Genomic DNA, 23,560 nt, shown 5'->3' with positions numbered 1-23,560 from the left:
GTACGGAAGGGATAAGCGCTGAAAGCATCTAAGCGTGAAGCCCCCCTCAAGATGAGATTTCCCTGCTTGAAGACCCCATGTAGACGACGTGGTTGATAGGTTCGGGGTGGAAGCGCGGCAACGCGTGCAGCTGACGAATACTAATCGGTCGAGGACTTATCCAAATATTCGGAGTGTGCAATCGTTTCGCATCCAGTTTTCAAGGGGCAAGACTCCTTGAATCACAATCGTTGTTTCTTGGCGGAAACAACACAATAGGTTTGGTGATGATGGCGGAAGGGAACCACGCGTACCCATCCCGAACACGAACGTTAAGCCTTCCAGCGCCGATGGTACTTGGACCGCAGGGTCCCGGGAGAGTAGGACGTCGCCAAGCCGATCCCCTATGGGGATTGTTTTTACGAAGAATTACCGAGATGTTTCATGGAGAGGTACCCAAGTGGTCCAAGGGGGCTGACTCGAAATCAGCTAGGCGTCGCGAGGCGTGCGTGGGTTCGAATCCCACCTTCTCCGCCATATGTTTTCCCAACGGAATGGGTTTTAACTTGGCGACCGTGGCGAAGTGGTTAACGCATCGGTTTGTGGATCCGACATTCGGGGGTTCAATTCCCCTCGGTCGCCCCATTCACCCATTGGGGATTAGCCAAGCGGTAAGGCAACGGACTTTGACTCCGTCATTCCCAGGTTCGATCCCTGGATCCCCAGCTTCTTACGCGCGGACGTGGCTCAGTGGTAGAGCATCGCCTTGCCAAGGCGAGGGTCGTGGGTTCGAATCCCATCGTCCGCTCCAACATCATAAAACCGATAACGCCTCCGAATCGACTCGTCGATCGCAGGCGTTTTTTAATTGGATTCAGGAATGTCCGGTCGTTTCCGATCGGGAAGGAAAAGGGAGCCGGTCGGCTCCCTTCTTCGCGTCTATACTTTCAAATCCGCGTGCTGCACATCCGACGTCTCGATCTGGATCGTGCAATGGGTGACGGCGAACTTCCGCTCCATGAGGCGCACGGCTTCTTGCAAAATGATTTGTTCGTCCAAACCGTCCTCGATCAACAGATGCGCGCTTAACGAGTCCATGCCGGAGGTGATCGTCCATACGTGCAAGTCGTGGACGTCTCGCACGCCGTCGATGCTCTCGAGCGTATGCTTCACCTTGCCGATATTGATACGCGAGGGCGTGCCTTCCATGAGGATATGGACGGTCTGACCGATAACGCCCCAGGCCCCGCGAAGGATGAGAATCGCGACCAAGACGCTGATGATCGGGTCGGCGACGTACCATCCGAACGCCAGCATGAGCGCGCCGGCGACGATCGCGCCGACGGAGCCGAGCGCGTCGCCAAGAACGTGCAAATACGCGCTTCGCACGTTCATGTTGTCCTTGACGTCGCTCCCTCGCATGATCGCCCAGGCGCTGGCCAAGTTGGCGAGCAAGCCGACGGTCGCGATCGCCATCATCGAACCGCTGGCGACTTCGGGAGGCGCGAAGAAGCGTTCGTATGCTTCCTTGGCGATGAAGAAGGCGATGACGAACAGCGTGACGCCGTTCAGCAGGGCGGCTAAGATTTCGAAACGATGATATCCGTACGACTTCGTAGACGTGGCGGCTTTGCCGGACAGCCATAAGGCGAACAAACTTAAGGCGAGCGAAGCCGCGTCGTTCAACATATGTCCGGAATCGGACAGCAGCGCCAAACTGTTGGTGACGAGCCCGCCGAAAAACTCGAGCAGCATAATGCCCGTCGTAATGGTAAGCGCGATAAGAAGTCCCTTTTGATTGTTCGGCGCGTGGCTGTGATGATGCCCGTGCCCGTGATGATGATGCCCATGGTCGTGTTCATGGTCGTGTTCATGGTCGTGTTCGTGGTTATGATCGTGATTATGATTGCAGTCGTGCTCGCTCACCTGTCCGCGATGCGCATGCTTCTTATGCATATGGGTACCCATCGGACGTCCTCCTAACATATGAGCAACTATTCATATGTATTATATTCCATGAAAGGATGAGGCGCAATATGCGTCGGCGCATTTTCCGAAGCGTTCCGACTTCCGTTCTCCCGAATTAGTGCTTATACTAAGAGGAAGAACGTAAGGCGGTGATCGGAATCGAAAACGTCATTCTAGATACTTGCGACGATCCTTGCAGCGGAACGGAGACGGATCTTCAAACCGTGAAGGATGCCATGATCGACGAGCCGACGATGAACGAATTGGCCGATATCTTCAAAGCGCTGGGCGATCCGACCCGCGTCCGCATCATCTATGCGCTGATGCAGAAAGAATTATGCGTGCACGACCTGACCGTCGTGCTGGAGATGGGCCAGTCCGCCGTGTCGCACCAGCTGCGGGTGCTGCGCAACCTTCGCATCGTGAAGCGGAGGAAGGCCGGCAAGACGGTTTATTATTCCCTGGACGACGTCCATATCGAACAAATTTTCGCGCAGACGCTGCATCATGTGAAACATGGGTAGAAAATAAGGGCTGTACCGCATGCACGGGTCGTTGCATGCGGTACAGCCCTATTTGTTATCGCTCGAGTTCCGGGGGCGCCAGCGGCAATCGCAGCGCGAACGTGCTGCCCCGGCCGAGCCCGCTCGCGACTTCGATGCGTCCGCCGTGCGCCTCGGCGATCGATAACGAGATCGAGAGGCCGAGACCCGCGCCGCCCAGCTTGCGCGTTCGGGACGTATCGACTCGGTAAAATCGGTCGAACAGCTTGGCGAGATGCGGCTCCGGGATGCCGGGGCCGTTGTCCGCGACGCTGAGCAGCGCGTCGCGCCCGTCGGCGCGCAACGCGACTTCGATGCTGCCGCGATCCGGGTCGGTGTGTTGGACGGCGTTCTGGAACAGGTTGAGCATGACCTGCTTGATCTGATCCGCGTCTACGGACGCGACGAGGTCGGAGGAGGCGACGAAGGTAAGCGAGCGGCGGCCGGCCAGCATGCGCAGATGCGGCTCCATCTCGTCGATCAGGCCGTCGAGACGGGTCCGCCGCAGCTCGAGACGCGGCGCGCTGTCGAGCTTCGCGAGCAGCAGCAGGTCTTCGACGAGCTTCTTGATGCGGACCGATTCCCCAAGCATGCTGTTCAACGCCGAATACAGCTGCTCGCGTTTCTCGGCCGCTCCGCGCAGGAGCACCTCCAGGAAGCCGTGGATCGACGTCAGCGGCGTGCGCAGCTCGTGGGAGGCGTCGGCGATGAACCGGCGCATCCGATCCTTGGACTCGCGTTCCGCTTCGAACGAGGCGGCGAGCCGGCCGAGCATGCCGTTGAACGACTCCGCGAGACGGTCGATTTCCTCCTGCCCTTGTTTTGTCGGAAATCGTTCGTCCAGATTGCCCGCGTCGGTCCGCTCGACCGTCTCGACCATTTGCTGGAGCGGTCGCAGCGTTCGGCGAAGCACAGGGACATACAGCGCCAGTCCGCCGGCGAGCGCGAGAATCGAAAGCGCGGCGAAGATGAGCAGCTGCTGCAGCGCGACAGCCTTAAGCGGCGCGGTCGGCGTTCCGATCTGGATGTAGCCCCGTCCGGTCAGGCCGCCTTCGGAACGCAGCACCACGAGCTGCTCGACGCCTTCGCTGTCGCGTACGACCGCATACCGCCCCTCCTCGTCGCGCCCGTGCCGGTCTTCCGCCAATCGCTGGAGTTCGTCGGTCGACAGCTCGGGCGAGACGGCGCCGCCGCTCGCGCCGGAAATATCGGTGCGCGTTCCGTCGGCGGCGATGAAGGCGATCGACAGATTATCGGGCAGGAAGACCGGCCCGCGCGGCCGATCGGACAGAATGCTTCGCATCGGCCCCATCGCGTTGGCCCCGATCGTCTCCGCTTCGTTGCGATACAAGAAATCTTTCATAAATACATATTGCAGCGAACCGATAAGGATCAGAAGACCGGCCAAGATCAGCAGGGAGCGCGCGAGCAGCTGGAACCGGAGGGACCGGGGGTTCATCCGGTGCGGGGAACGTCGAAGGAATGCCTTCATGCGAAGTCGACCCGATAACCGGCTCCGCGGATCGTGCGGATGAGCCGGTGTTCCTTATCGCTTAACTTGTCCCGGAGCGAGCGGACGTACACTTCCACGATGTTTTCCTCCCCGCCGAAATCGTACCCCCATACCGCATCCAAAATTCTCGACTTGCTGAGCACGATGCCGTGGTTCACGATCATATACCGCAGCAGGTCGTACTCCGTGGGCGAAAGCTCCAGCACTTTCCCTTCGTGCGTAATTTCTCTTCGGCGGTCGTCCAGCCCGAACGGCCCCAGCGCGACCTTCCCGAACAAAGACGGGAATTGGTTGCGCAAGCGCGCTTCGATTCGGGCGAGCAGCTCGTCGAAGCTGAACGGCTTGACGAGATAATCGTCGGCGCCGAGCTTCAATCCCTTCACGCGGTCCTCGATTTCATCCTTCGCGGTTAACATAATGACCGCGACGTCCGTACTCTTCTTTTTCAGCAGCCGGCACGTCTCGAAGCCGTCCATGCCCGGCATCATGACGTCCAGGACGACGACGTGCGGCTGAAACTCGGCGGCGGCCGTCACGGCGTTTAAGCCGTCAGGCGCGGTACGCACCTGGTACCCTTCGCCCTCCAGTCCCATCACGAGAAATTGCAAAATATGCGGTTCGTCGTCTACGAGCAGGATGCGTATGTTCTTCTCGTTGTTCATCGGCGTTGCCTCCAAAGGTCTCTACTTCATCTTCTCTATAGAAGAAGTATACAACAAGTTTCTGAAGGTTCGCTGAAAACGGACTGAGCCGCCGCTGAGCAAAAAAAAAGGCGACGGCGCATCCGCCGTCACCTCGATTTACGCAGCAGCAAATATAAGAAATATGGCGCGCCGAGCAGCGACACCATAATCCCGGCCGGAATGCCGTCGGGATCGGCGAGATTGCGGCCGATCGTGTCGGCGGAGAGGAGCAGGAACGCGCCGATGGCGAGGGCGAGCGGCAGCATGAGCTGGTGCCGCGGCCCGACTAGGCTCCTCGCGATGTGCGGCGCCATCAAGCCGATGAACGCGACGCCGCCTGCGACCGACACGGCCGTCGCGGCGAGCGCCGTCGCCGCCAGCAGCAGGACGAACCGTTCCTTCTGGACGGCCGCGCCGACGCCGATCGCGGCCGGCTCGCTCATCCCGAGCAGGTTCAGGCGGTTCGATCGCGAGAGCACGAACGGAATGAGCAGCGCCAGCCACGGCGCGACGGCCGCGATGAACGGCCCATCCGCGCCCCAGATGCTGCCGGCGAGCCACTTGGAGACGAAGTCGACCTTCTCCCGTTCGGCCGAGGAGACGATCACGACCATCGCGCCGGAGAGGGCGAGCGATACGCCGACGCCCATCAGGACGAAGCTGGTCGGCTGAAGGCCGGACTTCCGGCGGTACGCGAGCGCGTAGATGACGAGCGCCGTGACGATCGCGCCGAGGAAGGCGACGAGCGGCAGCATCCAAGCGAACGTCCGCGTGTCGATCGGCAGAAACAAGTAAAACGTCGCGATGGCGACGCCCGCGCCGGAGTTGACGCCGATGATGCCCGGATCGGCGAGCTCGTTGCGGGTGATGCCCTGCAGCACCGCCCCCGACAGCGCGAGCGCCATACCCGCGAGCAGCGTGACCGCAATGCGCGGCAGCCGCACCGAGAACAGCACGAATTCCTCCTTGAACGTGCCGCTCCCGAGCAGCGTCGGCAGGAGTCGGTCGAACGACAGCGACGAATACCCGACGCCGGCGCCGATAACGGAGACGAGCAGGAGGAGCGCTAACAGCAGTCCAAGAAGCCATCGCTGCTTTCGAATCACTTGGGGATGAATCACGACGACGTTCGACCTCCTCGATGCACGATCGCCAGAAAGAACGGGATGCCCATCATCGCGATGACCGCGGCCACCGGCGTCTCGTACGGCGCGTTCACGGTGCGGGCGATCGTATCCGCGAGCAGCATCAGCGCGGCGCCGCCGACGGCGGACATCGGCAATATATACCGATAATCGGTGCCGACGACGGCCCGAACGACGTGGGGCACGATGAGGCCGAGGAAGGCGAGGCTCCCGACCAAGGCGACCGAAGCGCCCGCGAGCAGGACGACGATGCCGAGCAGCGCCGTCTTGACGAAGAGGATGCGTTGACCGAGACCTGACGCGACTTCCTCGCTTAAGCTAAGCACGGTAAGCTGCCGCGACAGAAGCAGCGCGCCGACTAGTCCGCAGGCGATGAGCGGGCCGATCAGCTGCAGTTGACTCCACGTCGTGCCGATCATGCCGCCGGCCGTCCACATAGAGACGTCCTTCGATATCTTAAAGTATAGGCCGACGCCTTCCGCCACGGCGTATAGGAAGGACGATACGGCGGCGCCGGCCAGCACGATGCGGATCGGGGAGAAGCCCCCGCGCCGCATCGTCCCGATGCCGAAGACGAGCGCCGCGCCGGCCGTCGCGCCGACGAAGCACGCGATCGTAATGCCGTAGTAGTTCGCCGCGGGGAGGAACGCCATCGTGGCGGCGAGCGCCGCGTTCGCGCCGGCGGTTACGCCGAGCAGCCCGGGATCCGCCAACGGATTGCGCGTCATGCCCTGCATGATCGCCCCGGAGACGGCGAGCGCGGCGCCGACGAAGACGGCCGCGAGCTCGCGGGGAAGCCGAATCTCTCGAATCATTAACGGTTTATCGCCGTCCGCTTGCGTCGTCGCAGCCAGCCAGACGTCCCGGAAGCTTACGTCGACGGCTCCCGTCGTCATGGCAAGGACGAACATGCCCGCGAACAAGAGAAGACTGAGAAACAGCTTGAGCGGGAACGGTACCGCGAAACGCGCTCCTGCGTTCATCGTTCGCCAAGGAAACGATCGATGAAAAATTCGAGCTGGTACTCGAGCGTGATCGGATCGTTAAAGAAAAACGCCTTCGAGTCGACCTCGAACGCGCGGCCTTCTTTCACCGCGGGGATGTTCTTATACGTCTCGGACTGCAAGAACGACGTGTCGGAATCCGTATATTTGCTCATGATGAGATAATCGCCGACGAATTCCGGCAGCGCTTCGAGGGAGAGGGCGAAGTATCCCGGCTGGAGCGCGGTGTCGATTACCTTCTGCGGCATCTTCAGCTTCATCTCGCGGTACAAAATTTCGCCCCCGCGCCCCCAGTTGTCGCCGAACACGTACAGTTCTTTCTCGAAGTTTTCGACGATGGTGACGGTAGCGTCCTCGCCGATCTTCGCGCGGATCTCGTCGCCGGCTTCGGCCGTCCGCTTTTTGAAGTCGTCGATCCAAGCCTTGGCTTCCGCTTCCTTGTTCAGCAGCTTGCCGATTTCCAGATGCTGCGTCAAGTAATCCAGCTTCCCGTATGTATACGTGACCGTAGGCGCGATCTCGCTCAGCTTATCGATGTTTTTCGCGGTAGACAACCCGATGATCAGGTCCGGTTCCAGCTCGATGATTTTCTCTAAACTTTCCTCGGAAATTTCCTCTGCGTCCTTCAACGGTTCCGCGAAGCGGGGGTTCATCATCGTCCAGACGTCCACGCCGACGACCGGGACGCCGAGCGACAAGACGTTGCCGGCGAACGTGGAGACGACGACGACGCGCTGCGGGGCGGTCGGCACTTCGATCGGACCGTTCTCCGACTCGTATGTAATCGTCTCCCCGCCGATGCCGGCTTCGTTCGCGGGCGCTACGCCGCTGCAGGCGCTAACGAGCAGCGTAAGCGTAAGAGCGAGCGGGATCGGCAGAAGTTTCTTTCGGAATTTCTTGGTCGACACGGACATTCGAATTCTCTCCTCTGTATCGTTTATAGGCGACGCACATCGGTTTCCCGGTCCATGGGTCTCTACCGATTTCGGCGTCGATGTGAAACACGTCGCGCAGCACCTGTCGCGTAACGACCTCTTCGCAGCCGCCCGCTTTCACGATCGCGCCGTCCTTCATGGCGACGACGATGTCGGCGAACCGGGCGGCTTGATTAAGGTCGTGCAGCACCATGACGATCGTCCGCCGCTGCTCGCGATTCAGCGTCTGCAACAGCTCCAGCACCTCCAGCTGGTGCGCCATGTCGAGGTACGTCGTCGGCTCGTCCAAGAAGATGAGATCCGTCTCTTGGGCGAGCGCCATCGCGATCCAGACGCGCTGCCGCTGCCCGCCCGACAAGGCGTCGACGGCGCGAAACTTGAAGTCGGCCGTGCCGGTCGCCTCGAGCGCCCAGTCGACGACTTCGTAATCGCGCGGGGACAAGCGGCCGAACCCTTGTTGATACGGATACCGGCCGTAGGAGACCAGTTCGCCGGCCGTCAGTCCGGCGGCGCTCTCGGGCGTCTGCGGCAGAAAGGCCATTTTCCGGGCGAGCAGCTTGGTGTTTTCCTTATGAATGCTCTTCCCGTCCAGCAGAATCGTGCCCGATCGGTGCGGGAGAATGCGGGTCATCGCCTTCAGCAGCGTCGACTTCCCGCAGCCGTTCGGTCCGATGATCGTCGTCACGAGACCGTCGTGAATCGCGAGATCCAAATCCTTCACGATCAACCGATCGTCGTAGCCGACCTGCAGTCCGGACGTTACGAGTCGGGTCATGGTACGGTTCACCTCCAAGAGAATGAAAAGGGCTGAGCCCCTATTTGATCAATAATGAGAATCAATCTCACTCAAAACAGAACTATAAAGTGGAATCGAAGGAATTGTCAACCCTTAATTTTTGTGTTGAAATCCGGTTTGTTCCGGTGTATATTCGTTGAGAATGAGAATCATTAATGTTCGGGTGGGGGACGATCGAGGATGAAGGAAGCCGATTTGTTCGACGTAACGATCATCGGAGGCGGACCTGCGGGACTGTATTCGGCGTTCTATAGCGGTCTTCGCGAGATGAGGACGAAAATTATCGAGTACCAACCGCGTCTCGGCGGCAAGGTGCATGTATATCCGGAGAAGATGATCTGGGACGTCGGCGGGTTGACGCCGGTGCCGGGGGCCCGGCTTATCGAACGGTTGGTCGAGCAGGGGCTCACGTTCCAGCCTACGGTCGTACTGGGCGAGAAGGTGGAATCGATCTCCCGCGATTCGGAGGGGCGGTTCGCGCTGCGGACGACGTCCGGCGAGGTCCATCTGTCGAAGACGGTCATCGTCGCGATCGGCAGCGGCATCCTGAACCCGCACAAGCTTGACATCGAGGGAGCCGAGCGGTTCGAGGTGTCCAACTTGAACTATACGGTCAAGTCGCTGCAGCACTTCAAGAATAAGACGGTCGTCGTCTCCGGCGGAGGCAATACGGCGGTCGACTGGGCCAACGAGCTCGCGGCCGTGGCGAAGCGCGTGCACGTCGTGCATCGGAAGGAGTCTCTATCCGGTCACGAAGCGCAAGTGTCGCAGCTCATGAACGGCGCCGCCGACATTCGTCTTCGTTCGTCGATCACGAGGCTGATCGCGGGCGCGAACCACGAGACGGTCGAACGGGTGGAAATTACCGATCTCGCGACGGGCGAAGCTTCGATCCTCGACGTCGACGAGGTTGTCATCAGCCACGGCTACGACCGCGACGCCTCGCTGATCAAGGCCAGCGAAGTCGGCATCGAGATGGCCGACGACGATTACGTCGCGGCGAACGCCCAATGCGAATCGAGCGTACCCGGCATCTACGCCGCCGGCGACATCGTGAAGTACGACGGCAAGGTGCACCTGATCGCGGGCGCCTTCCACGACGCGGCCAACGCCGTGAACCGGGCGAAGCGGTACATTCAACCGGACGCCGGCGAAACCGCGATGGTGTCTTCGCATAACGAACGGTTCAAGGAGCGCAACCGCGAGTTGGTGAAACAAATGATGGGTTGAACGAACAATCGCAAGGCCGAGGCGTTCTGGCGCGGTACGCCCAAATCGAAAGGCAAGCGAGGAAGAAAGGGGCCGAGCGGACGATCGAAAACTTCCCGGCGTTCTGCGGTTTTTCGACCTCGGAGCTGAATTACGACAATTATTGATCAGATAGGCCGAAACCTGGCTCGTGCAGGTTCTCGGCCTTTTTTGGCGTTTTCCTAATCCATCCCGTTTTTTTCAAAGAAGCCCTGCGGAACGTTTCGAACGGGCCGCTTCGGCAGATACTAAATGTGAAGAATATGAAAACAATTGTTGCGTTTTCGTAAATGCTTCTTGCCGATTGATGTCGATTTATGTTATGACAATATGGGGGAATCGCGGAAATCGATGCGAACCCGATGAATCTGGTCCAGGGTAGGAGGCCACACAGTTGTTATTTAAAAAGAAGACGGACACAGATTTCTTGAATCTGTTGATCCAGAGCGCCGAAAACAGTCTGAAAGCTTCTCACGTATTCCGTACCGCCATGAACGGAGATCAGCCGCCTGCGATTTACGTCGAACAATTGAAGGAGCTCGAGCACGCGGGCGACAACATCACGCACCAGGTGTACAAAGGGCTGAACCAAGTGTTCGTCACTCCGCTCGATCGCGAGGACATCATTACGCTGGCGACGACGCTCGACGACGTCATGGACGGGATCGAAGCGACGATCGCGCGTTTCGACTACTTGAACATTACGTTCACCGATCAGATCATGAAAGACTTCGCGGAGGTGCTCGTGAAGTCGTGCGAGCATATGGTGGCCGCGTTCAAGCTGCTCGACAAGAAGAAGTATCAAGAAATTCGGGAGCATTCGGTGGCGATCAACAGTTTGGAAAACGAAGGCGACCGACTGATGCGGGAAGGCATTCGCGCGATCTTCACGAACCCGAAGGATCCCTACCACGACTTCCGGTTAAAAGAAATTTACGAACGCTTAGAGACGACGACGGATTCCTGCGAAGACGTGGCCGACATTCTGGACAGCGTTCTGTTGAGATATTCGTAGTATGGAGCCGATGTTCCTCATCGTTATCGTCGTGATCCTGGCGCTGTCGTTCGACTTCATCAACGGCTTCCACGACACGGCGAACGCTATCGCTACCTCCGTCTCGACGCGGGCGCTCAGCCCGCGGAACGCGATCCTGATCGCGGCGTCCCTGAACTTCATCGGCGCCCTTACGTTCACCGGGGTCGCCAAGTCGATCGGCGGCAAGGTCGCCGATCCGTCGACGCTCGACCACGGCATGATCATTATCGTCGCCACGCTGATCGCCGCCATCGCTTGGAATTTGATCACGTGGTGGTTCGGCATTCCGTCGTCGTCGTCGCATGCCTTGATCGGATCGATGGCCGGGGCGGTCATCGCATCGGCGGGCATCGAAGGCATTAACGCCTCCGGTTTCGCGAGCATTATCAAGGGCTTGATCTTCTCCCCGATCATCGCGTTCGTCATCGGCTTTATCGTCATGAAGCTCGTCTATTGGATTTTCGCGAACTTCAGCCCGCATCGGCTCAATAAGAATTTCCGCACGATGCAGATCGTCACGGCTTGCTTCCAGAGCTTCACCCACGGGACGAACGACGCGCAGAAGGCGATGGGCGTCATCACGTTCGCGCTCGTCGCCGGCGGACTGCAGACGGACCTAGAGGTACCGTTATGGGTTAAAATTTCCGCGGCTACAGCCATGGGTCTCGGTACGTCCGTAGGCGGTTGGAAAATCATTAAGACGATGGGCTCGAAGATCTTCAAGATCGAGCCGGCGAACGGCGTCTCCGCCGACTTGACGTCGGCGTCCGTCATCCTCGGCGCAACGCTCACCGGCTTTCCGGTCAGTACGACGCACGTCGTAACGTCGGGCATCCTCGGCGTCGGCGCGGCCAAGCGGTTCCGCGACGTGAAGTGGAACGTCGCCGGCAAGATCATCGTGACGTGGTTTATCACGATCCCGATCTCGGCGTTCTTGGCCGGAGCCATATTTAAGCTTATCGAAGTGTTATTCTTGTAAAAAGTCGAAGGGGCTTTCCCGTATGCGGATGATTCCGCTCTCGGGAAAGCCCCTTCTTGCGTCAGCGCGGAACTTGCCGGAAGGGCGATGTTTTTATTCCGATGCCGCATTAGGAATGAAATGGAGGATCGGGAAGCAACATAACGCAGAAGGTCAGACCCGTCGATCCGCACGAAAGCGCGTTCCCGAACGCTAGATACCGTCTAAACAGGCTGCCGTTCTTATCGGCGGCCTTTCTTGCAAAAAAGGGGGACAAAACAATGAGCCTGCCGCTGAAAAAAACGTTGATGACGCTCGCCCTTCTGTCGATCCCCTTCGGGTGCGGCCAGCAGCCTGACGCGCCGAAGGAACCCGATCTGTCTCGGATCCATGCCATGTCGGACGACCGTACGAAGAAAGTGATCCTGGTCGTCGCCGATTCGCTGCAGTCTCAAGCGATCGAGGAAGGCATCGCACAAAACAAGCTGCCTACGTTCGAATATCTGGTGAAGCGCGGGCGGTACTTTCCCGATTTCGTAAGCTCATATCCTACGATGTCCGTGACGATCGACAGCACTCTGTTGACAGGGACGGACCCAAGCCGGCACCGCGTACCCGGATTGGTCTGGTATTCCGGCCAGGAGCAACGAATCGTGACGTACGGGACGGGAAGCTTCGAGACCGTTAAGAACGGAGTTCAACCCGTCTTCTTGAATGCGCTTCTCCATCTGAACGGAAAGCACCTCAGCGACCGAACGCCGACGATCTATGAAGATATAGCGAAACGGGGGCTGACATCGGGAAATATTAACGGTCTGATTTACCGCGGAACGACGCCGCATACGCTGTCCGTCCCGGTTTGGCTCCAAGGAACGGCCGCCGTCCCGGGGGAAGCGGAGGTGGCCGGCCCGGATTTTTTAGCGTTGGGTACGTTCTCGAATCCGCTCGAAGGGATAACCGATGTGCCGGACGGATTGATCAGTCGCATGGGAATGAACAATCGGTATTCGATCGAGGTCGCTACTTTTTTAATTAAGAACAACAGTTTGCCTGATTTTCTATTCGTGTATTTGCCGGATCTGGACAGCAGATTACATAATAAAGGACCGTCAGACTTAAAAGGGGTGCAGGACGTAGACCGGCAAATTCAAACTTTATTGCGGGCGTTCGGTTCGCCGGAGGAAGCGGCCCGGAGAGCCGTCATCGTTGTGATGGGCGACAGCGGGGTGAGCCAAATTCATCCCCGTTCCCGCAATTCGACCGTCCCGTTGCACGAGCTGCTCGGACAGTATCGGGTATTGCAGTTCGGCGGTTCGGTAACGGAAGAAACCGACTTGGCGCTGGCCGTGAACGAATCGATGGCGTATGTGTATAAGCTAAGGTCCGAGCCTTCTCTCCGGGATGTCGCAAACCTTCTGATCGCCGACGAGCGCATCGATTTCGCATCTTGGGAGGACAACGGCTGGATCCATGTCGTTCAAGGCGGAACGGGGGAGACGCTTCAATACAAAAAGGGCGGAGCCGTTCTGGATCCGTATAAACAGGCATGGACCGTCAAGGGAAATCCGGATGTGTTCGACTTACGAGTAGACGGCAACAGCCTAACCTATGGAGATTACCCCGACGGCCTGCAGAGATTATACGCCGCGCTGCATTCGCACGAAGGGGAGTTCTTGGTCGTAAACGCGGAGCCGGGCTACGAGCTCGCGAACGAAAGCTCGCCGACCCACCCGGGGGGCGGCGCTCACGGGTCCATTTACAAAACGGACTCGCTTTTTCCGGTCATCGTTTACGGCACGGACGAGAAACCGGACTACCGAAGAATTACGGATCTCAAGCCGTTTATTTTGCGGTTGCTCGATTCGTTTACATCATGAAAGTTCGATTCGGGAACGAGACGGGGCGGCACGCGTCCCGTTTTTTTTCGTTTTTTTTTGAAAACGGTGTCACGATTTTATAAAACGCTGGCGTCAGGTCGCAAAGACGGGATGAACCCGCCTCGATATAATGGGGGCTGTCGGTGCAATCACCCTATCGAAGCGAGGCGAACCGCGTGTCGAAGATTAAAGAAATTCTCATCTACCATCATAGCCATCTCGACGTCGGATACACCCATCCGCAGCCCGTCCTGATGGAGCTGCAGAACATGTACATCGACCAGGCGCTCGAGTTATGCGAGGCGACGGAGGCGCTGCCCGAGGCGTCCCGGTTTTACTGGACGTGCGAGGCGACCGCGCCGGTGCTTCGCTGGTTGAAGCAAGCGGACGAGCGGCAGCTCGAACGGTTCGAGCGCTACGCAAGGAACGGGCAGCTCGCCGTCTCCGCGATGTTCGCGCATACGGCGCCGCTCACGAACGCGGAGCAGCTGGCCCGCATGCTGTATCCGATCCGCGAGCTGCGCGAGCGATTCGGACTGAAGCTCAATACGGCGATTAACCACGATATCAACGGACAGCCGTGGACGCTGTCGCAGGTGCTGCTCGACGCCGGCGTCGAGCTGTACCTGACGGGCATCAACATTCACTTCGGCGGGTACCCGCTGCAGCGGCCGCGCGCGTTCCGTTGGAAGGCGCCGGACGGTAGGTCGCTGCTGTGCTTCAACGGCGAGCATTACTCGTTGTTTACGCAGTTCTGCAAGCTGTGGGAGAAGAGCACGGCGCGGATGAGGGAGGGGCTCGACGAATACTTCGAGCGGCTCGAGCGGCAGGATTACCCGTACGATTTCATCTTCCTATCGGCGACGAACGTGCCGCTTCTCGACAACACGCCGCCCGATACGGAGCTGCTCGAGATGATCGAGCGATGGAATGCGGAGGAACATCCGCAGAAGATGCGGCTCGTGACGCCCGAGACGTTCCGCGAGAGGCTTCTCGAGCTCCCCGAAGAACTAGTGCCGACCTTCGCCGGAGACTGGACCGATTATTGGAATTTCGGCGCAGGCAGCTCCGCGTACGAAACCCGCCTTAACCGGAGATCGAAGATCAGCCTGAGAACCGCAGAATATTTGGCGGCGCTGTCGCATGGCCCGGATCGAACGGACCGGCGCTGGCTGGACGAGGCGTGGGAGCAAGTGAATTTGTACGACGAACACACGTGGGGGGCGAACATCTCGATTACCGACCCCGACGATCATTATACGAAGGCGCTCTGGGCGCACAAGGCGCATTACGCCTATCAAGGGAACAGCATGGCATCCCTCGCGCTGAACCGGAAGCTGGAGCAGTTCGCGGGGAACCCGCCGCAGTCGGAGCAGCCGGAAGGGCTGCTGCTCGTCAACCCGACGCCGGCGGAGCAAACGATCGATCTGCATATTCCGCTTCATTACAAGCCCGAAGGCCGACAAACCGCCGCGGCGCGGTACATCTACCATCAGAACAACTACGACGCGGACCGTTCGCTGCCGTACGCGGGGACGCGGACGCTGCCGCCGTTCGGCTACCAGTTCGTGCCGTTCGCCGAGCTGAGCGAGCCGCCGCGGACGGCCGACGTCATCGTCGAATCCGGTCGGATCGAAACGAGTTTCTATGACCTCCGCTACGACCCGGCGACGGGGAGGATTACGGCGCTCACCGACAAGAAGCTCGACTGGCAGATGATCGATCCGACGAGCGAGTGGACGCTGTTCCAATACGTGCACGAGAAGCCCGACCCGCTCCGGAATCCGCAGCATCGCACGTCGTTGTACCACCGCGACGTCGACAAGACGAACGCCAACATCAGCTGTTGGAAGAGGGAGTGGAAGGCGCGCCGACGGGGCGCCGACAAGCTGGCGTCGCTCCGCGTCGAGCGCCGCGGCAGCGCCGTCGAGCTGGCGCTCGCCTGGGAAGGGGAGGGGTTCGATCGACTCGAGCAGCGCATCGCGTTGTTCGCGGACCGCCCGGGCATCGAGCTGACGGCGACGATGCGCAAGACCGACGTGCGCGAGCCGGAGGCGATGTACTTCGCGTTCCCGCTGAACCTCGACGCGGGCTGGCAAGCGATCTTCGACAGCGCTTCTACGTTCGTGAAGCTGGACGAAGAGCAGCTGCCGGGCATGTGCCGCGACTGGGCGACGGTCGACCAGACGGTGTCCGTCTTCGACGGCGCCAGGGGCGTGACGCTCGCTTGCCCGGACGCGCCGCTCGTGCAGATCGGGGATTTCCACTTCGGCAAGGAGCAGACGGAAGTGCCGCGGGACGCGAATCCGCTGCTGCTCGCCTGGCCCGCGAACAACTATTGGGACACCAACTTCAAGGCGAGCCAGCCGGGCGCGATGTCGTTCAAGTACGAGCTGCGCGCCTTCGACCGCTACGACGCGTCCGCCGCCGCCGCCGCGGGGCTCGCGGCCTCCCATCCGGTGCAGCTGTTCCCTGCGGTCGAGTGCCCGGCGTATAAGGAAGGTCGTCTTCTATCGGTGTCCGGCGCAGGCGCGAACGTCATCCACGTTAAGCCGGCGGAGGACGGGAACGGCGTCATTCTGCGGATGAATAACTTGCTGGAGAAGGAGACGGAGGCGCGAATTTCGCTGCCGGGCCGTCGTGTCGCCTCGGCCTTCGCGACCGACGCGCTGGAGCGGAACTTGGAGGAGCTGCCCGTCGACGGCGACGGGGAAGCCTGCCGCGCGTCGTTCGGCGCGCGGGCGTTCCGGACGATCCGCGTCGTCGCGGAGTCGTAGAGGGCTGGCGTTACTCCCCGGCCGCGATGCCGGCCGGGGGTTGGAACATGTCCTGATGGCCGCGGAACTTCTTGCCGAATTCGCCGGGCGGGAGCCCGGTTTCCGCCTTGAAGACGTTCGCGAAATAATGGACGGTATCGAACCCGGTCGCCTCCGCGATCCGCTTGATCGACCAGTCCGTCGTCGTCAGCAAGGCGGCCGCCTGCCGAACCCGTTCCTTCCGGACGTAATTCGTGAACGTCTGCCCGAGCTCGCCGGCGAACAGCCGGGACAGATGACGAGGCGAGATGTGCAAATAATCGGCGACGTCGGACAGCTTGAGCGATTGCGACAGGTTGTCGCGGATGTACAGCTTCGCCCGATGAACGAACGTGCTCGTATTCGGTCTCGCGGGCTTCTCCTGCTGCGGCGGCTTCCGCCGGTTGAACGCCGCCTCGAACGACGTAACGAGCGCCCGCGACAGGCTGAGCACGTGATCGTCCAAAAACGAGCACGGCTCGATCGCCGTGGAGATCAGGGCGGACCATAACTGCGGAATCGGATGGTCCGCCGTCGATTCGAACCAATACGAATCCGTCTTCGCCATGCGGTGAAACCGATCGATCGCCGCCGGGCTCGACTCGGCTTCGAGCAGCTCGAAGGCGAGGAACAGGATGAACAGCCCGTTCTCGCTTTTGATCTGATGTTGAAGATGGGGGCGGGACAGGAAGACGACGCCGGGCGACAGCGGGATGCGGTTCGCGCCTTCCTCGTACTCGCCTTCGCCGTCGAGAATATAGCAGATCTCGAAGAACGAGTGCTTATGCACGTGGTTCGTGAGCAGCTGCGTCTCGCCGCCCCAGTAATGCACGTAGTAGGATACGTCCGTGCCGCGCAGGGTGACGGCGTAATCGTTCAGGAACGCGTTGCTCTGGTTCAGCTGCTGCTGGGTCCATCTCATGGGGAGCTCTCCTTCTTCGCGGTGTCTCCATTTTATAAAAAGGTGTCACGAATTTTTAAAGACGCAACTCGCCGGAAAGCTTAGGATATAAGCATTGAAAGCGGATTCAATCCCGCAAGTAGAGCGAGCACACTCCACGGAAACCGGGTGATTTTTAGAATGTCGATCCATCCCAATGATACTGTACGCGCTTCCCCAAGGCAATACGCTCTAAGGCCGCCGCGCATCGGCGACGCGATGCACCGCGTCGTCGTCTACGCCCTGCTCGCCGCCGGAAGCGCGTTGTTCTTGCTGCCGTTCTTCTGGATGATCTCGACGTCGCTGAAGGACGAGGCAGGCTTGTTCAGCCTACCGCCGGCATGGATTCCGAGCACGGTCAAGTGGTCGAATTACGCGGCCGCGGTGCAATCGTTCCCGTTCCTAAGATACGCGTGGAACACGACGTTCCTGACCGCCGTCTCGATGTTCGGCTCGGTGCTCTCTTCGTCGCTCGTCGCATACGCGTTCGCGAGGCTTCGTTTTCCCGGGCGGTCGTTCTGGTTCATTCTGCTGCTGGCGACGATGATGCTGCCTTCGCAGGTGACGATGATTCCGCTGTTCATCCTGTTCAAGCAGTTGGGCTGGATCGACACGTATTTGCCGCTGACCGTGCCGTTCTTCTTCGGCGGGGCGTTCTACATCTTTCTGCTGCGGCAGTTTTTCCTTACGATTCCGAGGGAGCTGTCCGAGGCGGCCAAAATCGACGGATGTCCGGAATTTTTCATCTTCCTGCGGATCTTCCTGCCGCTGTCGAAGCCGGCGCTCGCGACGCTCGCCATCTTCACGTTCATGTTGACGTGGAACGACTTCCTCGGGCCGCTGATCTACTTGAACGATCCCGACAAATTCACGTTGGCGTTGGGCTTGCGCTCGTTCCAGATGCAATACGGCACTCGCTGGAACGTCATGATGGCGGCGTCGATCATCGTCATGCTGCCGACGATTCTGTTGTTTTTCACATGTCAGCGTTACTTCATCGAAGGCATTACGCTGACCGGGGTTAAGGGATAACGGATTATCGATCGAACTCAATCAAGGAGGGTTATGTATTTATGAAAAGTAGAAAAAGCTCGCTCATCCTGCTCAGTACGACTCTGATTCTTTCCATGCTCGCGGCGTGCTCGGGCGGCGCGGCGACGGAAGCTCCCGAGGACGACGCGCCTCCGGCCGCGACCCCCGCGGAGAAGCCTGCGGAAACTCCTGCGGAGACGCCGGCGGAAGCGGAGAAAGAGCCGGTGACGATTCAATTCTGGCATATCTACTCGGACGGCGACATGAAGACGCTGATGGAAGAGGTGGTCAATGAGTTCGAGGCGAAAAACCCGCACATTACGGTCGAGGAGCTCGGCGTCTCCTTCTGGGACTATTGGACGAAGCTGACGACGGCGGTCGCCGGAGGCAGCGGTCCGGACCTCGCGCTCAACGAGATCGACAACGTCGGCGCCCGCGCGAAGTCGGGCACGCTCGTCAATCTCGATCCGTTCATCAGCCGCGACAACTTCGACACGTCCGCGCTGTTCCCGGTGCTCGTCGAGCAGTCGAAATACGAAGGCGCTTCTTACCATATGCCGTTCGAGACGGACGTCCGTCTGCTGTACTACAACAAAGCCGCGTTCCGCGAGGCGGGCCTCGACCCGGAGAAGCCGCCGGCCACTTGGGAAGAGCTGGCTTCCTACGCCGAGAAGCTGACGAAGATGAACGGCGATCTGATCGACCGGATCGGCTTCTCCCCGGCGCTCGGCAACATGTACCTATGGACGCTGGCTTGGACGAACGGGGGCGACTTCTGGGACGACAGCTTGAAACCGACGTTCACGAAGCCGGAAAATGTCGAAGCGCTCCAATGGATGGCGGACGTCCAAGCGAAATACGGAAACAAAGCGTTCACCGCCTTCAAGTCGCAGACCGGCTCGCTCGGCTACAATCCGTTCATCGCCGAGAAGGTGGCGATGATCGTCGACAACAATACGCTGTACGGCGACATTCTTCGCAACAATCCGAATTTGGAGTTCGGCGTGGCGCCCATTCCGGCCCGGAAGTCGCCCGCGAGCTGGTCGGCCGGCTTCAGCCTCGAGATCATCGACAACAAAGACGAGGCCAGAGCGAACGCCGCTTGGGAGCTGATGAAATACTTGCTGGATAAAGACGTGCAAATCAAGATGCATAAGGTTTCAAGGGGGTTGTATTCCAACATCGCCGCGGTCAGCGATCCGCAGTTCATGAACGATCCGATCTGGAAGACGATGGTCGGCATTATGGATCACACGCGCTTCCGCGAATACGTCGCGGCGTCTCCGGCGTGGGCGAACCATATTCAGCCGCAGGTCGAAGCCGTGCTTCTCGGCGAGATGGCGCCGGAGGAAGCCCTTAAGAAGGCCCAGGAGCTCGTCGAGACGGAGCTGAAAAACTTCGCCGCCACGCAATAACCGTCCGCCGTAACGATCTGACTTCCGTTCTTCGGCCTGGAACCTCCGGGCCGAAGGCCGGACAAAGGAGTTCGCCCTGAAATGAGAAACCGAACGTTCAAGATGAATATGCGAACGAAGGAAGCGATTAACGGATATTTGTTTTTCTCTCCGTGGCTGATCGGGTTGATTTTCTTCCTGGGCGGTCCGATTCTGTACTCTTTATATCTCAGCTTCACCTCCTACAACATGTTAAGCGCGCCGAAATGGGTCGGCACGCTCAACTATCGCATCCTGTTCTCCGAGGATCCGCTGTTCTGGGAGAGCCTCTACAATACGCTGTATTACGTCGCTTTCAGCGTGCCGTTATCGACGGTCGCGGGCGTGCTCATGGCGGTGCTCCTGAACCAGAAGGTGAAGGGCATCGGCGTCTGGCGGACGATCTTCTATCTGCCCAGCGTCGTCTCGATCATCGTCGTATCGCTGCTCTGGCAATGGATCTTCGATCCGAGCTTCGGCCTCATCAACTCGGCGCTCGCCCAGATCGGCATCGAAGGGCCGGGGTGGCTGCAGGATCGGGTTTGGTCGAAGCCTTCGCTCATCATTATGAGCCTCTGGGGCGTCGGCGGCGGCATGATCATCTATCTCGCCGGCTTGCAAGGCATCTCCCGAGAGCTGTACGAGGCTGCGACGGTAGACGGCGCCGGACGGATGCGACAGTTTTTCAACATTACGATTCCGATGTTGACGCCGACCATTTTCTTCAATTTGATCATGGGCGTGTTGGGCGGCTTCCAGGTGTTCGTGCAAGCGTTCATCATGACCGGCGGAGGTCCCGTGAATTCGACGATGTTTTATGCGTTGTATTTGTACAACAAAGCGTTCCGCGATCTAGCGATGGGGTACGCGTCGGCCATGGCGTGGGTGCTTCTCGTCATCAGCCTGATGTTCACCTTGCTTATCCTGCGAACGAGCAAGTCGTGGGTGTATTACGAAGGAGCGGACCATAAGTGACCCATAACGTATATTCCATCGCCCTCGACATCGGAGGCGTCTTCATCAAAGCCGCGGTGCTGAACGCGAGCGGCGACGTGCGCATGGATACGATCATGATCTATCCGTCCCGCTCGAAGGAGGACAAGGAGACGCTGCTGAAGCATCTGACGTCCGTGATCGAGCAGCAGGCGGCTAAGATTATCGACAAACATTCCTTGTTGTCCGGCATCGGCTTCGCGTTCCCGGGGCCGTTCGATTATGAGAACGGCATCTGCTACATCCGGGGCTTGGGTAAATTCGATCATATTTACGGCGTCAATCTCCGCGAGGAGCTGACGAATCGGCTGCTGCAGAACGCCGGCTTGCGCCGGCGGATGGCGGCGCCGTTCTCCGTCGTGTTCGAGAACGACGCGAACCTGTTCGCGCTCGGGGAGCTGCTGTCCGGCGCCGCGCAAGCCTATGAGAGAACGATCTGCCTTACGCTCGGATCGGGGGCCGGCTCGGCGTTCATCGACGGGGGCGTCTTGGTGAAGGACCGGCCGGACGTGCCGCCGAACGGGTGGTTGTATAAGGAGCCCTTCCGCGAATCGATCGTGGACGATTACATCTCGAAGCGGGGCATCCTCCGGATCGCGGCCGAGCTGGGCGCCGACCCGGGGCTGGACGTGAAGGAGCTCGCCGAGCTCGCGCGCGGCGGCGACGCGGCGGCCGCGGAGACGTTCCGGCGCTTCGGTCGCTTGGCCGGCGAGATGCTGCGGCCGTTCGTCGCGCGCTTTCGGCCGGACGGCATCGTCGTGGGCGGGCAGATCGCGAAGAGCGCCGACTTGTTCCAAGACGAGGTCCGCGCGGCGCTCGGCTTCCCGGACGTCGCCGTTCGCTACAGCGACCGGGCGAATCTCAGCGCGTTCGTCGGCGTCGCCAAGCTGCTCGCGGACGTGCAGGCGGGGAACGCGCAGAGCGGGTGAGGACGAACCGATCGACATCGTTCGGTACTTGAAGGAGGACATCGATATGGCATCATCAACGGCGGCGAAGGCGTCCGCGGCGATCTCGCGACCGCTTCGAACCGGCGATAACATTCCCGTCGCGAGCGTCCGGGCGAGCTCGGAGGCGAGTCCGGACGCTCGCGCCGAAAATCTGATTGCCGATACCGGGCCGCCTGCCTCGGCTTCTTGGGTCGCGGACGAGCGGGACGGTTCGGTATGGGTCGAGTTCGATCTTGGGGCTACCTACCCGATCGGCGAAATGCGGGTGCGGAACTATCGACAATCGTTGCCCGGGTTTCCGGATCTATGGAAGCGCGGCTTACGGCGAATTACCCTAGAACACTCGCTGGACGGGGAGCGGTGGACCGAGTTGGCCGGGGAAGAAGGCGCCCCGTACGAGCTGGCTCCGGCGAACGGATCCTCCGCGGAGGCGGGGGAAACCTCGATCCGATGGACCAATCCGCTCGCGAGGTACGTGCGTATCGCGGCGGACCTCCGCGCGGACGGATTCTGGGGCGGATGCGACGCGAACGACCGGTTCGGCGGGCTAAGCGCGGTTCGCTTCTACGCGGGAACCGGCTGGGCCGCGGAGCCCGCGGAAGCGTGGAACGCGTTGTTCCGGCGCGGCTCCGGCTGGACCGGCTCGGACGGCATCTACTCGATTCCCTTGGACGGGCGCGATTCCCACGGCGACGGCGCCTTCGGAAGGACGCTGCTGTTGTTCGGCGACACGTTCGTCGGCGAGGTGGATCCGGTTACGAGGCGGCGCTTGACGATGAAGATGATCAACAACTCGATGGCGCTGCTCGACGGCGCCGAGCCGGATCCGGAGCGTCTTCGCTTCCTGTGGAACGACGCCGATCCGGCCGCGCCGGACAGCGCGATCGTCCCCGCGACGCCGAAGGCGGCGGCCGTCGACGGCGCCTATTATTGGCTGCAGGACGGCGCTTCCGTCGGCGGAAGCTTCTACTGCTTCCCGATGATCGTCGGTCCGAATCCGGACGGGCCGGACGGCTTCCAGTTCCAGGTGCACGGCGTGACGATCTGCCGGTCGCCCATGACGCCGGAAGGACCGGATTTCGATTCGATCGAGCAGTTCGATACGCCGCTCTACGGCGCGACGGCGTCCGGCCATCTTGCGTATTTCGGCGCGGCGGTCATGCCGCATACCGAAGCGTCGAACGTGCCGGATCCGGACGGATACGTCTATGTGTACGGCTTGCTGAACGACGGCCGCCTCCGGGCGATCGTCGCGCGCACCCTTCCCGAGCATCTGTCCGACTGCGGGCGATGGACGTTCTGGGACGGGCACGGCTGGTCGCCCGATCGCGCCGAGGCGGCGCCCGTCTCGTCGGAGACGTCGCCGGAGTACAGCGTCTCGCCGCTGCGAGGCGGCTCGCAACACGGCCGGTACGCGCTCGCGTACATGCGGAGCGACGAGCCGCGGGCCGTCGCCATCCAGCTCGGCGACAGCCCGGTCGGCCCGTTCGAAGGCGAGATCGCGCTCTACGCTTGCCCGGAGGCGAAGGAGGGCGGCGGCCGGTACGTGTACAACGCGAAGGCGCATCCGAGCCTGTCGAAGCCGGGAGAACTGTTGATCAGCTACAACGTCAACTCGACGTCGATGATTGATCACGTTCGCCATGCGGACATCTACCGCCCCCGCTTCGTGAACGTGCGCCGGATCGAGTAGGACGGCAGCCGCTTGGGGAGCTGCAGTCGGAGTAACTCCG

At 60.3% G+C, this 23,560-nt stretch carries 20 protein-coding genes, 4 tRNA genes and 2 rRNA genes; 18 read left to right on the top strand and 8 right to left on the bottom strand.

The features are described 5' to 3' along the window. From RIN49_RS13630 to RIN49_RS13605, 6 genes are all read left to right on the top strand, one after another. Positions 1-164, top strand: a 23S ribosomal RNA gene (locus tag RIN49_RS13630); the annotation flags it as partial. A 95-nt stretch (positions 165-259) separates the two neighbouring features. Next, a 5S ribosomal RNA gene (gene rrf, locus RIN49_RS13625) occupies positions 260-376 on the top strand. Between the two features lie 49 nt (positions 377-425). Continuing rightward, positions 426-516: transfer RNA gene (locus RIN49_RS13620), tRNA-Ser, on the top strand. 32 nt (positions 517-548) lie between these two features. After that, positions 549-624, top strand: a tRNA-His gene (locus tag RIN49_RS13615). A 9-nt stretch (positions 625-633) separates the two neighbouring features. Further along, positions 634-705 (top strand) — tRNA-Gln (locus tag RIN49_RS13610). A 10-nt stretch (positions 706-715) separates the two neighbouring features. Further along, a tRNA-Gly gene (locus RIN49_RS13605) sits at positions 716-790 on the top strand. 128 nt (positions 791-918) lie between these two features. Here RIN49_RS13605 and RIN49_RS13600 read toward each other — a convergent pair. Further along, the gene (locus RIN49_RS13600) at positions 919-1,935 is read right to left on the bottom strand and encodes a cation diffusion facilitator family transporter (protein WP_375295251.1); all 1,017 of its coding nucleotides are present in this window, start codon (positions 1,933-1,935) and stop codon (positions 919-921) included. A gap of 170 nt (positions 1,936-2,105) precedes the next feature. On the opposite strand from RIN49_RS13600, the gene RIN49_RS13595 reads away from it, so the two are divergent. After that, a complete protein-coding gene (locus tag RIN49_RS13595; RefSeq protein WP_309120721.1) occupies positions 2,106-2,471 on the top strand; it encodes an ArsR/SmtB family transcription factor in 366 nt (121 codons plus the stop codon). 55 nt (positions 2,472-2,526) lie between these two features. Here the strand turns inward: RIN49_RS13595 and RIN49_RS13590 are convergent, their stop codons facing one another. The 6 genes from RIN49_RS13590 to RIN49_RS13565 all read right to left on the bottom strand — a co-directional run bounded on the left by RIN49_RS13590 (position 2,527) and on the right by RIN49_RS13565 (position 8,544). Next, positions 2,527-3,948, bottom strand: a complete 1,422-nt coding sequence (locus tag RIN49_RS13590; protein ID WP_309120711.1) for a sensor histidine kinase — start codon at positions 3,946-3,948, stop codon at positions 2,527-2,529. Between the two features lie 29 nt (positions 3,949-3,977). Then, entirely contained in the window at positions 3,978-4,664 is a 687-nt protein-coding gene (locus RIN49_RS13585; RefSeq protein ID WP_309120710.1) for a response regulator transcription factor, read from the bottom strand. Between the two features lie 128 nt (positions 4,665-4,792). Continuing rightward, positions 4,793-5,806 (bottom strand): FecCD family ABC transporter permease, encoded by a 1,014-nt coding sequence (locus RIN49_RS13580; protein WP_309120709.1) that lies wholly within the window; start codon positions 5,804-5,806, stop codon positions 4,793-4,795. Next, positions 5,803-6,813 carry a FecCD family ABC transporter permease gene (locus RIN49_RS13575; RefSeq protein ID WP_309120708.1) on the bottom strand — a complete coding sequence of 337 codons (1,011 nt, stop codon included), beginning with the start codon at positions 6,811-6,813 and terminating at the stop codon, positions 5,803-5,805. The genes RIN49_RS13580 and RIN49_RS13575 overlap by 4 nt, the downstream gene beginning before the upstream one ends. Further along, positions 6,810-7,748 carry an iron-hydroxamate ABC transporter substrate-binding protein gene (locus RIN49_RS13570; protein ID WP_309120707.1) on the bottom strand — a complete coding sequence of 313 codons (939 nt, stop codon included), beginning with the start codon at positions 7,746-7,748 and terminating at the stop codon, positions 6,810-6,812. The genes RIN49_RS13575 and RIN49_RS13570 overlap by 4 nt, the downstream gene beginning before the upstream one ends. Further along, positions 7,672-8,544 carry an ABC transporter ATP-binding protein gene (locus RIN49_RS13565; protein WP_309120706.1) on the bottom strand — a complete coding sequence of 291 codons (873 nt, stop codon included), beginning with the start codon at positions 8,542-8,544 and terminating at the stop codon, positions 7,672-7,674. Before RIN49_RS13565 ends, RIN49_RS13570 begins: the two co-directional genes overlap by 77 nt. A gap of 201 nt (positions 8,545-8,745) precedes the next feature. On the opposite strand from RIN49_RS13565, the gene RIN49_RS13560 reads away from it, so the two are divergent. The 6 genes from RIN49_RS13560 (at position 8,746) to RIN49_RS13535 (ending at position 16,461) form a co-directional block, all read left to right on the top strand. Next, positions 8,746-9,795, top strand: coding sequence for an NAD(P)/FAD-dependent oxidoreductase (locus RIN49_RS13560; protein WP_309120705.1), 1,050 nt, complete (start codon positions 8,746-8,748; stop codon positions 9,793-9,795). Continuing rightward, complete coding sequence (locus RIN49_RS13555) at positions 9,792-9,941, top strand: hypothetical protein (RefSeq protein WP_309120704.1); 150 nt, start codon at positions 9,792-9,794, stop codon at positions 9,939-9,941. Before RIN49_RS13560 ends, RIN49_RS13555 begins: the two co-directional genes overlap by 4 nt. 266 nt (positions 9,942-10,207) lie before the next feature. Beyond that, positions 10,208-10,828, top strand: a complete 621-nt coding sequence (locus RIN49_RS13550; protein ID WP_138197895.1) for a DUF47 domain-containing protein — start codon at positions 10,208-10,210, stop codon at positions 10,826-10,828. A 1-nt stretch (position 10,829) separates the two neighbouring features. Then, a complete protein-coding gene (locus tag RIN49_RS13545) occupies positions 10,830-11,828 on the top strand; it encodes an inorganic phosphate transporter (protein ID WP_309120703.1) in 999 nt (332 codons plus the stop codon). A 260-nt stretch (positions 11,829-12,088) separates the two neighbouring features. After that, positions 12,089-13,684, top strand: coding sequence for an alkaline phosphatase family protein (locus RIN49_RS13540; protein WP_309120702.1), 1,596 nt, complete (start codon positions 12,089-12,091; stop codon positions 13,682-13,684). Between the two features lie 176 nt (positions 13,685-13,860). Further along, on the top strand, positions 13,861-16,461 hold the full coding sequence (locus RIN49_RS13535) for a glycoside hydrolase family 38 N-terminal domain-containing protein (RefSeq protein ID WP_309120701.1): 2,601 nt from the start codon (positions 13,861-13,863) through the stop codon (positions 16,459-16,461). 10 nt (positions 16,462-16,471) lie between these two features. Here RIN49_RS13535 and RIN49_RS13530 read toward each other — a convergent pair whose 3' ends face one another. Next, a complete protein-coding gene (locus RIN49_RS13530; protein ID WP_309120700.1) occupies positions 16,472-17,401 on the bottom strand; it encodes an AraC family transcriptional regulator in 930 nt (309 codons plus the stop codon). Between the two features lie 159 nt (positions 17,402-17,560). On the opposite strand from RIN49_RS13530, the gene RIN49_RS13525 reads away from it, so the two are divergent. From RIN49_RS13525 to RIN49_RS13505, 5 genes are all read left to right on the top strand, one after another. Then, positions 17,561-18,451 carry a carbohydrate ABC transporter permease gene (locus tag RIN49_RS13525; RefSeq protein WP_309120699.1) on the top strand — a complete coding sequence of 297 codons (891 nt, stop codon included), beginning with the start codon at positions 17,561-17,563 and terminating at the stop codon, positions 18,449-18,451. 41 nt (positions 18,452-18,492) lie between these two features. Next, entirely contained in the window at positions 18,493-19,866 is a 1,374-nt protein-coding gene (locus tag RIN49_RS13520; protein WP_309120698.1) for an ABC transporter substrate-binding protein, read from the top strand. Between the two features lie 81 nt (positions 19,867-19,947). Continuing rightward, positions 19,948-20,859: a carbohydrate ABC transporter permease gene (locus RIN49_RS13515; protein WP_309120697.1), complete on the top strand. Its 912-nt coding sequence runs from the start codon at positions 19,948-19,950 to the stop codon at positions 20,857-20,859. Beyond that, positions 20,856-21,806, top strand: coding sequence for an ROK family protein (locus tag RIN49_RS13510; protein ID WP_309120696.1), 951 nt, complete (start codon positions 20,856-20,858; stop codon positions 21,804-21,806). The genes RIN49_RS13515 and RIN49_RS13510 overlap by 4 nt, the downstream gene beginning before the upstream one ends. 46 nt (positions 21,807-21,852) lie before the next feature. Next, a complete protein-coding gene (locus RIN49_RS13505; protein ID WP_309120695.1) occupies positions 21,853-23,520 on the top strand; it encodes a DUF4185 domain-containing protein in 1,668 nt (555 codons plus the stop codon). The last annotated feature ends 40 nt before the right edge of the window (positions 23,521-23,560 follow it).

Origin of the sequence: Paenibacillus sp. (genome assembly GCF_031177825.1) — a bacterium.
GTDB lineage: Bacteria > Bacillota > Bacilli > Paenibacillales > YIM-B00363 > Paenibacillus_AE.
This window is presented reverse-complemented; position numbering and strand designations above follow the sequence as displayed.

Excerpts from the sequence above, each read along its gene's own strand:
- RIN49_RS13525 (WP_309120699.1), top strand. The coding sequence starts at position 17,561 with ATGTCGATCCATCCCAATGATACTGTACGCGCTTCCCCAAGGCAATAC.
- RIN49_RS13540 (WP_309120702.1), top strand. The coding sequence starts at position 12,089 with ATGAGCCTGCCGCTGAAAAAAACGTTGATGACGCTCGCCCTTCTGTCG.
- RIN49_RS13520 (WP_309120698.1), top strand. The coding sequence starts at position 18,493 with ATGAAAAGTAGAAAAAGCTCGCTCATCCTGCTCAGTACGACTCTGATT.
- RIN49_RS13515 (WP_309120697.1), top strand. The coding sequence starts at position 19,948 with ATGAGAAACCGAACGTTCAAGATGAATATGCGAACGAAGGAAGCGATT.
- RIN49_RS13600 (WP_375295251.1), bottom strand. The coding sequence starts at position 1,935 with ATGCATAAGAAGCATGCGCATCGCGGACAGGTGAGCGAGCACGACTGC.
- RIN49_RS13565 (WP_309120706.1), bottom strand. The coding sequence starts at position 8,544 with ATGACCCGACTCGTAACGTCCGGACTGCAGGTCGGCTACGACGATCGG.
- RIN49_RS13570 (WP_309120707.1), bottom strand. The coding sequence starts at position 7,748 with ATGTCCGTGTCGACCAAGAAATTCCGAAAGAAACTTCTGCCGATCCCG.
- RIN49_RS13575 (WP_309120708.1), bottom strand. The coding sequence starts at position 6,813 with ATGAACGCAGGAGCGCGTTTCGCGGTACCGTTCCCGCTCAAGCTGTTT.
- RIN49_RS13590 (WP_309120711.1), bottom strand. The coding sequence starts at position 3,948 with ATGAACCCCCGGTCCCTCCGGTTCCAGCTGCTCGCGCGCTCCCTGCTG.
- RIN49_RS13505 (WP_309120695.1), top strand. The coding sequence starts at position 21,853 with ATGGCATCATCAACGGCGGCGAAGGCGTCCGCGGCGATCTCGCGACCG.
- RIN49_RS13585 (WP_309120710.1), bottom strand. The coding sequence starts at position 4,664 with ATGAACAACGAGAAGAACATACGCATCCTGCTCGTAGACGACGAACCG.
- RIN49_RS13560 (WP_309120705.1), top strand. The coding sequence starts at position 8,746 with ATGAAGGAAGCCGATTTGTTCGACGTAACGATCATCGGAGGCGGACCT.
- RIN49_RS13530 (WP_309120700.1), bottom strand. The coding sequence starts at position 17,401 with ATGAGATGGACCCAGCAGCAGCTGAACCAGAGCAACGCGTTCCTGAAC.
- RIN49_RS13545 (WP_309120703.1), top strand. The coding sequence starts at position 10,830 with ATGGAGCCGATGTTCCTCATCGTTATCGTCGTGATCCTGGCGCTGTCG.